Source organism: Stenotrophomonas sp. AS012628 (assembly GCF_010608305.1).
Taxonomy (GTDB): Bacteria; Pseudomonadota; Gammaproteobacteria; order Xanthomonadales; family Xanthomonadaceae; genus Stenotrophomonas; species Stenotrophomonas geniculata.
The window spans coordinates 1-10113 of record NZ_VMBJ01000078.1 but is presented as its reverse complement, the minus strand read 5'-3'; the positions used below and the strand labels follow the sequence as shown (position 1 = coordinate 10113).

9 protein-coding genes are annotated in these 10113 nt (G+C 66.2%); 5 read left to right on the top strand and 4 right to left on the bottom strand.

Features of this window, described 5'->3' with window-relative positions; all coding sequences use genetic code 11:
* The first annotated feature begins 207 nt into the window (after window positions 1–207).
* Window positions 208–1467 carry an enoyl-ACP reductase FabV gene (fabV, locus tag G5A07_RS20705; RefSeq protein WP_191863933.1) on the top strand — a complete coding sequence of 420 codons (1260 nt, stop codon included), beginning with the start codon at window positions 208–210 and terminating at the stop codon, window positions 1465–1467.
* 113 nt (window positions 1468–1580) lie between these two features.
* On the opposite strand, the gene G5A07_RS20700 is transcribed toward fabV, so the two are convergent.
* The 3 genes from G5A07_RS20700 to G5A07_RS20690 form a co-directional block, all read right to left on the bottom strand.
* Window positions 1581–3650, bottom strand: coding sequence for an EAL domain-containing protein (locus G5A07_RS20700; protein WP_071305825.1), 2070 nt, complete (start codon window positions 3648–3650; stop codon window positions 1581–1583).
* Window positions 3651–3741: 91 nt separating this feature from the next.
* Window positions 3742–4926, bottom strand: coding sequence for an NAD(P)/FAD-dependent oxidoreductase (locus G5A07_RS20695; protein ID WP_010484512.1), 1185 nt, complete (start codon window positions 4924–4926; stop codon window positions 3742–3744).
* On the bottom strand, window positions 4923–5471 hold the full coding sequence (locus tag G5A07_RS20690; protein WP_100448367.1) for a YaeQ family protein: 549 nt from the start codon (window positions 5469–5471) through the stop codon (window positions 4923–4925). Before G5A07_RS20690 ends, G5A07_RS20695 begins: the two co-directional genes overlap by 4 nt.
* A 123-nt stretch (window positions 5472–5594) precedes the next feature.
* Between G5A07_RS20690 and G5A07_RS20685 the strand changes: the two genes are divergently transcribed.
* Window positions 5595–6473 carry a pseudouridine synthase gene (locus tag G5A07_RS20685; RefSeq protein WP_125437871.1) on the top strand — a complete coding sequence of 293 codons (879 nt, stop codon included), beginning with the start codon at window positions 5595–5597 and terminating at the stop codon, window positions 6471–6473.
* 6 nt (window positions 6474–6479) lie between these two features.
* Here the strand turns inward: G5A07_RS20685 and G5A07_RS20680 are convergent, their stop codons facing one another.
* Window positions 6480–6971 (bottom strand): YaiI/YqxD family protein, encoded by a 492-nt coding sequence (locus tag G5A07_RS20680; protein WP_191863932.1) that lies wholly within the window; start codon window positions 6969–6971, stop codon window positions 6480–6482.
* Between the two features lie 302 nt (window positions 6972–7273).
* Between G5A07_RS20680 and G5A07_RS20675 the strand changes: the two genes are divergently transcribed.
* The 3 genes from G5A07_RS20675 (at window position 7274) to G5A07_RS20665 (ending at window position 9956) form a co-directional block, all read left to right on the top strand.
* Entirely contained in the window at window positions 7274–7483 is a 210-nt protein-coding gene (locus tag G5A07_RS20675; RefSeq protein ID WP_004153307.1) for a cold-shock protein, read from the top strand.
* A 185-nt stretch (window positions 7484–7668) separates the two neighbouring features.
* Window positions 7669–8358, top strand: a complete 690-nt coding sequence (locus tag G5A07_RS20670; RefSeq protein WP_049483112.1) for a glutathione S-transferase — start codon at window positions 7669–7671, stop codon at window positions 8356–8358.
* 32 nt (window positions 8359–8390) lie between these two features.
* On the top strand, window positions 8391–9956 hold the full coding sequence (locus G5A07_RS20665; RefSeq protein ID WP_191863931.1) for a YdiU family protein: 1566 nt from the start codon (window positions 8391–8393) through the stop codon (window positions 9954–9956).
* Window positions 9957–10113: the final 157 nt, after the last annotated feature.

Genomic DNA, 10113 nt, shown 5'->3' with positions numbered 1-10113 from the left:
GGAATGCCCGCTGTTGCTGTTGCTGTTGCCGTTGCTCAGGCCTCTGCGGGTGCAGGGTGCAACCCTGCAAAAGAAACACCACCCTACGGCAGCGTCGGTTGTGCATTCGGCCCCCGCGCACTACGATCCTGCGGTTCGCGCGCGCATGCGCGCACCCATATTCCTGCTGAGCGCCCCGCGCGCCGCATCTGCCAACCCGAGGTATCCATGGTCATCAAACCGCGCGTCCGCGGCTTCATCTGCGTCACCACCCACCCGACCGGCTGCGACGCCGCGGTCAAGCAGCAGATCGACTACATCCGCGCGCGCCCGCCGATCCAGAACGGCCCCAAGCGCGTGCTGGTGATCGGCGCCTCCACCGGCTACGGCCTCGCTGCGCGCATCACCGCTGCCTTCGGCAGTGGCGCCGCGACTCTGGGCATCTTCTTCGAACGCCCGGGCAGCGAGACCAAGCCGGGCACGGCCGGCTGGTACAACTCGGCCGCGTTCCACAAGTACGCCGACGAAGCTGGCCTGTACGCCAAGAGCATCAACGGCGATGCCTTCTCCGATGAAGTGAAGGCGAAGACCATCGAAATGATCAAGGCCGATCTCGGCCAGGTCGATCAGGTCGTCTACAGCCTGGCGGCGCCGCGCCGCAAGCACCCGAAGACCGGTGAAATCATCAGCTCTACGCTGAAGCCGATCGGCGAGCCGATCACGCTGCGTGGCCTGGATACCGACAAGGAAGTGCTGACCGAGACCCATCTGCAGCCGGCCACCCCGGAAGAAGTCGCCGGTACCGTCGCGGTGATGGGCGGTGAGGACTGGCAGATGTGGATCGACGCGCTGGCCGATGCCGGCGTGCTGGCCAACGGCTGCACCACCACCGCCTTCACCTATGTGGGCGAAGAGATCACCCAGGCGATTTACTGGAACGGCTCGATCGGTGCCGCCAAGAAGGACCTGGACAGCAAGGTGCTGGGCCTGCGCGAGAAGTTGGCCAAGATTGGTGGTGATGCACGCGTATCGGTGCTGAAGGCGGTGGTGACCCAGGCCAGCTCGGCGATTCCGACCATGCCGCTGTACCTGTCGCTGCTGTTCAAGGTGATGAAGGAAAAGGGCACCCACGAAGGCTGCATCGAGCAGTTGGATGTGCTGTACGACATCCTCTACGGCGGCAAGGCCGACGGCGTGGCGATCGATCGCCTGCGCCACGACCTGGTCGATGGCGAGGGCCATACCGTTGCGCTGGTCGATGAGGAAGGCCGCCTGCGTGCCGACTACAAGGAAATGGCGGCAGACGTGCAGGGCAAGGTAGTTGCGCTGTGGCCGCAGGTGACCAACGAGAACCTGTACGAGATCAGCGATCTGGCCGGTTACAAGGCCGACTTCCTGCGCCTGTTCGGCTTTGGCGTGGAGGGCGTCGACTACGAGGCCGACGTCAACCCGGACGTGAAGATCGACAATCTGGTCGACATGACCTGATCAATGAAAAGGCCGGCGAAAGCCGGCCTTCTCTTTGTGTAGAGCCGAGCCATGCTCGGCTGCTCTTCGCTTGAGTCTCGCAGCCGAGCATGGCTCGGGTCTACAGGTAGGGATCACCCAAACTCGAAGCCCATCTCCGGCAACGCCGGGCCGACGAAGTCGCCCTGCACGTAATCCACGCCGGCACTGAACAGCAGGGTCATCGAGTTGGCATCGCTGACGAACTCGGCGATGGTGCGGATGCCGGCTTCCTGCGCACGCGCAGTGATCTGGCTGATGCGGTCGATGTTTTCCCGGGTGGCGGCCAGATCGCTGGTGAAACCGCGGTCCAGCTTGAGGAACTGCGGCTGGAAGTGGGCCAGCAGCTGGAACGAATCCAATCCCGAACCAAACTGCTCCAGGCCGATGCGGCAGCCCAGCGGCGCCACTTCGGCAAGGAACTGCTGCGCACTGCGCAGATGGGTGAACACCTTTGCTTCCGGCGCATGCAGCCACAGCCGTTCGCCGGGCACGCCCTGTGCCTGCAGTTCCCGACGCAGGGTGGCGATCATCTGCGGGTCGTCGAACGACTCTGGCGTCACCTTCACCAGCATCTGCGTGGCATGGCCTTCGCGTGCACGTTGGCCCAGCACAGCGATCGCCCGTGACACCACCCAGCGGTTGATGTCGGCCAGCAGGCCGTGTTCCTCCGCGATGCCCAGGAACGCAGTCGGGCTCAGCAGTTCACCATTGTGCTCAAGGCGCAGGTAGGCCTCATACAGCTCCAGCGACTCCCCCTGCAGGTTCAGCACCGGCTGGTAGTGCAGCTGGAAGCCATCACCGGCCAGTGCTTCACGGATCCGGGCGACCCAGCGCAGCACGCGTTCTTCCTCCACGCGGTCGGCAGCGGCCGGGTCGAAGATGCGGCAGGTGTTGCCCAGTTCGGCGGCGGCCTGCGTGCATTCGCTGGCGCGTGCCAGCACCTGGCCGATGCTGGCGATCTTCTCGCCCACCTGCACGCCACCGATGCTGACCGTTACCGTGGCCGAACGCGCGCCGATGCTGAAGACGTGTGCGGCGTAGGCTTCGCGGATGCGCTCGGCCAGTGCCACGGTCTGCGCGTAGGGCCCGGCCTGCAGCACGGCGAAATTGTGTTCGCCGAAGCGGGCCAGCTGCGCGTCCTCGCCAACCACCTCGGCCAGCAGGGCGGCGAGGGCGCCGATCAGGATGTCGGCCGAGGCCAGGCCGATATCCGGCAGCAGGCGCGCGTAGTGGTCCGGCTCGATCAGCAGCAGGCCGAACTGGCCTTCGCTGCGCCCGGCCTGGGCCACCGCGCTTTCCAGCTGCAGCATGAAGGTCGGTCGGTTGAGCAGGCCGGTGACCTGGTCGCGCTGGCGCAGGTCCTCGACCTCGCGCGCCAGTTCCGGGTCGAATTCCATGCGGCGGCGGAGTACCACCTGCAGGCAGGATTCGCCCTCGTAGGTGGCGGGGGTGAATTCCATCGTTGCCGGGAACGCGCTGCCATCCTCGTGGCGCGCGTCAAGCTGGTACTGCGGCGGCGGCGCCTCGCCACGGCTGAGGCCCTTCAGCAGCTGCTTGAAGCCTTCCACATGCTGGGCGGCGACCATGTCCAGCAGCGAGATGCCTTCGATATCGTCGAAGTGCTCGTAGCCGAACATCTCCAGATAGGCGTCGTTGGCGCGGATGTGCATGCCTTCATGCACGTAGGCGATGGGGTCGCGCGAGGAAGCGATCAGGGCATCGCAGCGGCGCTCGGTCTCGCGCATCTGCGCCTCGATGCGGCGCAGGCCACGACGAGCCTGCAGGTCCACCCACTGATCACGGACCACGGCGAGCAGGTGCTCGGAACGCTGGCGCAGGGCGAGGGCACGGATGCCGTGGCTGCTGGCTTGTACCAGCTCGTCCTCGTCGATGCGTTCGGCCAGCAGCACCAGCGGAATGTCCTTGCCGCTGGCAGCAATATGCTGGGCCACCAGTGGCAGCGGGATCCCCTGCGAGGGCGAAGCCAGCACCAGGTCGATGGCCTGGCTGGCCAGCACCTGGGACAGTTCGGCAGCATCCTGCGGGCGCCACGGACGCACCGCGATGCCGCTGTTGCGCAGGGTGCTGACGATGGCCTCGGCGTTCTCGCCGCTGTCATCGACGATCAGCAGGCGGATGGTGATGTCGTTCGCGTTCTGCATGCACTGCTCCCCAATCTGCAAATCTAGATACACGATGCGCGCCGAACCGTCCATGCGCGCACCCCTTGCACGCATCGAACGGCGATGTGGTTCACACCACGCCACCGGCCGCGTGGCCGCTGGCCCAGGCCCACTGGAAGTTGTAGCCGCCCAGCCAGCCGGTCACATCCAGCACCTCGCCGACGAAATGCAGGCCGGGTACGCGCTTGGATTCCATCGTCGAAGACGAGACCTCGGCGGTGTCCACGCCGCCGAGCGTGACCTCAGCGGTACGGTAGCCCTCGGTGCCACTGGCCACCAGCGGGAACGCGCCCAGCAGCTGCGCGGCCTGGCGCAGCACCGGCTCGTCCAACTGGCGCACGGGCCGGTCGGGCAGCCAGTGTTCGCACAGCCGCTGTGCCAGCCGCTTCGGCAGTACTTCGCCCAGCACCGTGCGCAGTTCGGCGGCGGGTCGTTCGCGCTTCATCTGGCGCAACCACTCGCCGGCATCCTGGCCGGGCAGCAGGTCCAGCTCCAGCGCATCGCCGGGTTGCCAGAACGAGGAGATCTGCAGGATCGCCGGGCCACTCACGCCGCGATGGGTCAGCAGCATGAAGTTCTGGAAGCTCTTTCCGTTGCAGCGCGCCTCGATCGGCAGGGCGACACCACTCAGATCGGCCAGCCGTTCCTGGTGCTTGCCGCTGAGCGTCAGCGGTACCAGCCCTGCGCGGGTCGGCAGCACCTGGTGGCCGAACTGTCGGGCCACTTCATAACCAAAGCCGGTGGCACCCATGCTGGGAATGGACAGGCCGCCGGTGGCAACCACCAGCGAGGCGCAATGGAACAGGCCATGGGTGGTATGCACGCGGAAGCCATCGCTGCCGTGCTCGATGCGCTGCACGCTGCACTCGGTGCGCACCTGCACGCCGGCCGCCTGGCATTCGTCCACCAGCATCTTCACGATCTGCTTGGACGAGACATCGCAGAACAGCTGGCCCAGCTCTTTTTCGTGATACGCGATGCCGTGCTTGTGCACCAGCTCGATGAAGTGCCAGGGCGTGTAGCGCGCCAGCGCCGACTTGCAGAAGTGCGGGTTGGCCGACAGGAAGTTGGCCGGGGTGGTGCCGGTGTTGGTGAAGTTGCAACGGCCACCGCCGGACATCAGGATCTTCTTGCCGACCTTGTTGGCATGGTCGATCACCTGCACCTGGCGGCCGCGCTGGCCAGCCGTGATTGCGGTCATCAGCCCGGCCGCGCCGGCGCCGATGACCACCACATCGCAACGGATGGTGCTCATGCCTTGGCGCGCTTGCGCCAGTTCGGGATTACGTCGAGCTGGATCTGGTCGTTGAGCAGCTGCACTTCGCCGTCCTGGATCAGCACGCTCCAGCGCATGGCGCGCTGGATCTGCTGGCCCCACAGTTCGACGAAGGCACCATCGAGGTCGACCACCGACAGGTTGTCGAAGCGCCCCAGGCCCTTGCTCTGCTTGCTCCACCAGATGTCCGAAGCGTTGCCGCCGTAGTTCACCACCTGCACCTGGCGGCTGCGGTTGCTGGCCTTGCGGATGCGCGATTCGTCTGGATGGCCCAGGTCGATCCATTGCAGGATGTCGCCGGTGTAGTCGTGCTCCCACAGGTCCGGCTCGTCATCGGTACTCAGGCCGCGGCCGAATTCCAGGCGGTCGCCGGCGTTCAGCGCGAAGGCGAGCAGGCGCACCATCAGGCGATCGTCGGTCTCGGACGGGTGCTGGGCCAGGGTCAGGTTGTGGGTCACGTAGTAGCCGCGATCCATGTCGCTGATCTGCAGTTCGGCCTTGCGGATGGTGGCGGTGAGAGCCATGGGGGGTCCGTGGACTAAAGACGACAATGATAGAGGTTTGCTCCAGGGGTGTCCGTGGCCGGGCTGTCTGTGGCGCGTCAACGTGGCACCCTTTCACTGTTTCCTGCCGCAGGAGTGCCACCGATGACCCTGCCCAGCCGCCTGCAGCTGCCGCCCGGACACTGGCGCAGCCTGCTCGATGGCCTGTGTGCACGTTTCCCTCGCATCGACCGTGCGCAGTGGCAGGACCGCTTCGCACGAGGCCGTGTGCAGGATCCGCAGGGCAGGGCACTGGCGCCGGACATGCCCTGGCAGGTGGGGCTGGAAATCCAGTACTTCCGCGAGGTGGCCGACGAGCCGGTGGTTCCTTTCGCCGAGACCATCCTGCATCTGGATGCGCACCTGCTGGTGGCGGACAAGCCGCACTTCCTGCCGGTGACGCCGGCCGGTGGCTATGTGCGCGAAACCCTGCTGGCGCGCCTGGTCGCACGCACCGGCAACACCGAACTTGCGCCGTTGCACCGCTTGGACCGGCTGACCGCCGGCCTGGTGCTGTTCTCGACCCAGGCAGCCACGCGTGATGCCTATCAACGGCTGTTCCGCGAACGGCGCATCGAGAAGACCTATGAGGCGCTGGCACCGGCGCTGCCCGGGCTGGCGTTTCCGTTGCAGCGGGACAGCCGCCTGGTGCCGGGGGAGCCATTCTTCCGCATGGCCGAAGTGCCGGGCGAGCCCAATGCGCGCAGCCGGATCGAGCTGATCGAGGCTGAAGGGCCGGTCTGGCGCTACCGGCTGCTGCCGGAAACCGGCCGCAAGCACCAGCTGCGCGTGCACATGGCGGCGCTGGGCGCGCCGATCGAGGGCGATGACCTGTATCCGCTGCTGAGGCCGCGCCCGGATGAAGCGGTCGAGTCGCCCCTGCAGCTGCTGGCGCAGGGGCTGGCCTTCGATGACCCATTGAGCGGGGAGCCCCGGCGGTTCAGCAGCCGGCGCCGCCTGTGCCTGCCCGGCCAGGGCGGGTAGGGCCGTTCAGCGAACCGGGCGTCGGGCCAACCAGCGGTCCAGCTCGGCAGCGAACAGCTGCCGGTCGCGCGGGCCCAGCGGCGGCGGGCCGCCGGTCTGCACCCCGGCGCCGCGCAGCTCTTCCATGAAATTGCGCATCGACAGCCGCTCGGCCATGTTGTTCGGGGTGTACAGCTGGCCGCGCGGGTTCAGCGCCACGGCCTTCTTCTCCAGCACCAGGGCGGCCAACGGGATGTCCTGGGTGACCACCAGGTCTCCGGCGGCGACCCGCTCGACGATGGCGCTGTCGGCCACGTCCAGGCCCTGCGGCACCTGGATCGAGCGCAGCCAGCGCGATGGCGGGGTGCGGATCCACTGGTTGGCGACCAGGGTCAGCTCGATCCCAACGCGTTCAGAGGCACGGAACAGGATGTCGCGAATGACGGTGGGGCAGGCATCCGCGTCCACCCAGATGCGGGGCAGGGCGGGTTCAGCTTTTTGGGTTTCAGCTTCAGTCATTTACCCAGTGTAGGGTAGGAAAAACCTGAATGGGGACTCGGAGTTAGGCTTGATCGGCTGCCAAGCCTTGTCACGCCTAGCGGGCAGGGTTTGCCCATGAACGTCCGGGCTATCGCTTTTTGCAGAAAACACGCGTATCGTTCGACCCACTGTGTTTGCTAGGGTCACCGTGAATCGTGGCCTGGTGCAGTTGATCTCACGATCCGCTCATCGATCCGCTTTACCAACGCCTGCAACTCAGTCTCGGCCCCGATACCCGGTGGCTGCGATTTTTTTCAACATGTGTTTCAGGAGTTAGTCAAATGTCTGATCGTCAGACCGGCACCGTCAAGTGGTTCAACGACGCCAAGGGCTTCGGCTTCATCACCCCGGAAAGCGGCCCGGACCTGTTCGTGCACTTCCGTGCCATCCAGGGCACCGGCTTCAAGACCCTGCAGGAAGGCCAGAAGGTTACCTTCATCGCCGTCCAGGGCCAGAAGGGTATGCAGGCTGACCAGGTGCAGGCGGTCTAATCCGTCTGCTACCGTTTGGTAGCCAGAACGCCGGAAGCGAAAGCTTCCGGCGTTTTTTGTTGCCTGCTGTTCTGTAGCGTCGAGCCATGCTCGACTGTCTTTGGAAAGCAGTCGAGCATGGCTCGACGCTACATGGGGCATGCAGCCATCGCGGTACGATGGGGGCCTCCCTAAGGATCATCCCCATGCGCATCGTCCATCACCTGGAAAACTCCCGTTCCCTGCGTGTGCTGTGGATGCTGGAGGAGCTGGGGCTGGACTACGAACTGCGCCGCTATCCGCGCGATCCGAAGACGCTGCTGGCGCCGCCGAAGCTGCGCAACGTGCATCCGCTGGGCAAGTCGCCGGTACTGCAGGATGGCGAGCTGGTACTGGCCGAGTCCGGTGCCATCCTCGACTACCTCGCGGATCGCTATGACACCCAACGCCAGCTGTCGCCGTCACCGATGCCGGCCGATGGCGCCGAGCGCATCGCCTACCGTTATTGGCTGCACTACGCCGAAGGCTCGGCGATGCCGCCGCTGCTGCTGACCCTGGTGATGGGCCGCATCCGCAACGCGCCGATGCCGTTCTTCGCCCGTCCGATCGCGCGCAGTATCGCCGACAAGGCCGAACGTGGCTTCATCGGCCCACAGCGGCGCCTGCACCTGGACTGGATGGAGCGCCGCCTGGCCGAAAGCCCGTGGTTTGCCGGTGAACGCTTCAGCGCGGCCGACATCCAGATGAGCTTCCCGATCCAGGCTGCGGCCGCGCGCGGCGGTGGTCTCGACGACAAGCCGGCACTGCGTGGTTTCCTCAAGCGTATCGGTGAGCGACCCGCCTACCAGCGTGCCGAGGCCCACGGCGGCCACCTGCAGGCGCTCAGCGGCAATTGAGGAGGGCGGCCGTCGCCCCCATCTTCAGCACCATGGATACCGACAGCCCCCGTTTCGACAACCGCCTGCTGCAGACCCTGCCGGGCGATCCCGAATCCGGCCCGCGCCGGCGCGAAGTGCTGGGTGCGGCCTGGTCGCCGGTGATGCCGACCCCGGTGACGGCGCCCACGTTGCTGGCCTGGTCGCCGGATGTTGCCGCGATGCTTGGTTTCGATACCGCTGAAGTCGAAAGCGAAAGCTTCGCGCAGGTGTTTGGCGGAAACGCGCTGTACGCCGGCATGCAGCCTTGGGCGGCCAACTACGGCGGCCATCAGTTTGGTCACTGGGCCGGCCAGCTCGGCGACGGTCGCGCGATCTCGCTGGGTGAACTGGTCGCGCCCGATGGCCTTCATTGGGAGCTGCAGCTGAAGGGGGCGGGGCCCACGCCGTACTCGCGCGGCGCCGATGGTCGCGCGGTACTGCGCTCGTCGATCCGCGAGTTCCTGTGCAGTGAAGCGATGCACCACCTTGGCGTGCCGACCACGCGTGCGCTGTCGCTGGTTGGTACCGGCGACGACGTGGTGCGCGACATGTTCTACGACGGCCATCCGCGTGCAGAGCCCGGCGCCATCGTATGCCGCGTGTCGCCGTCGTTCCTGCGCTTTGGTTCCTTCGAGCTTCCGGCATCGCGCGGGGAAACCGCACTGCTGCAGCATCTGGTTGATGCCTGCATCGCCCGCGACTTCCCCGAACTGCAAGGGCAGGGTGAGGCGCTGTATGGCGACTGGTTCGCGCAGATCGCGGTGCGCACCGCCGAGATGATCGCGCACTGGATGCGCGTCGGCTTCGTGCATGGCGTGATGAACACCGACAACCTGTCCGTTCTTGGTCTTACGCTCGACTACGGTCCCTATGGCTGGGTCGAGGATTTCGATCCGGAGTGGACGCCGAACACCACCGATGCCCAAGGCCGGCGCTATCGTTTCGGCACCCAGCCGCAGGTGGCGTACTGGAACCTGAGCCGATTGGCGCAGGCACTGTCGCCGTTGTTTGCCGATGTGGCACCGCTGCAGGCTGGATTGGCTGCATACCAGTCCACCTTCGTGGCCTGCACGCGCCGCGATGCCGCAGCCAAGCTCGGCCTGGCCGCCGCCGACGATGACGACCTGCAGCTCTACCTGCGCTGGCAGCAGCTGATGCAGGACGGCAGCATGGACATGACGCTGGCCTGGCGTGCGCTGATGCAGATCGATCCGGCGGCACCGGATGCGGCGCTGCTGGATGCGGTGTACTACGACGAGGCGCGCCAGCAGGCGGTGCAGGCGCCGTTGCAGCAGTGGCTGCAGGACTATGCGGCGCGGTTGCAGGCCGATCCGCTGCCGGCCAGCGAGCGCCTGGCGAAGATGACAGCGGCCAACCCGCTGTACGTGCTGCGCAACTGGCTGGCCCAGGAAGCCATCGATCGCGCGGAGCAGGGCGACCTCGGCGGTGTTCATGCGTTGCAGGACGTACTGCGCAATCCATACACCGAGCGTGCCGGTCTGGAACACTTCGCCAGCAAGCGCCCGGCGTGGGCCGACAATCGCGCCGGCTGCTCGATGCTGTCCTGCAGTTCCTGAGGGTGGGTTTCGGCAGGGCTGCGCCCTGCACCTGCAGAGGCAAGGGCCGAATCCAAAGCCAGAGCCAAAGCCAGAGCCAAAGCGGCTCTGGATTGTCGATGGTCTGGCGGGGCGGTGTGGGGCTGCAGGACACGCCGTAAACCCATCCTTGGGGGCT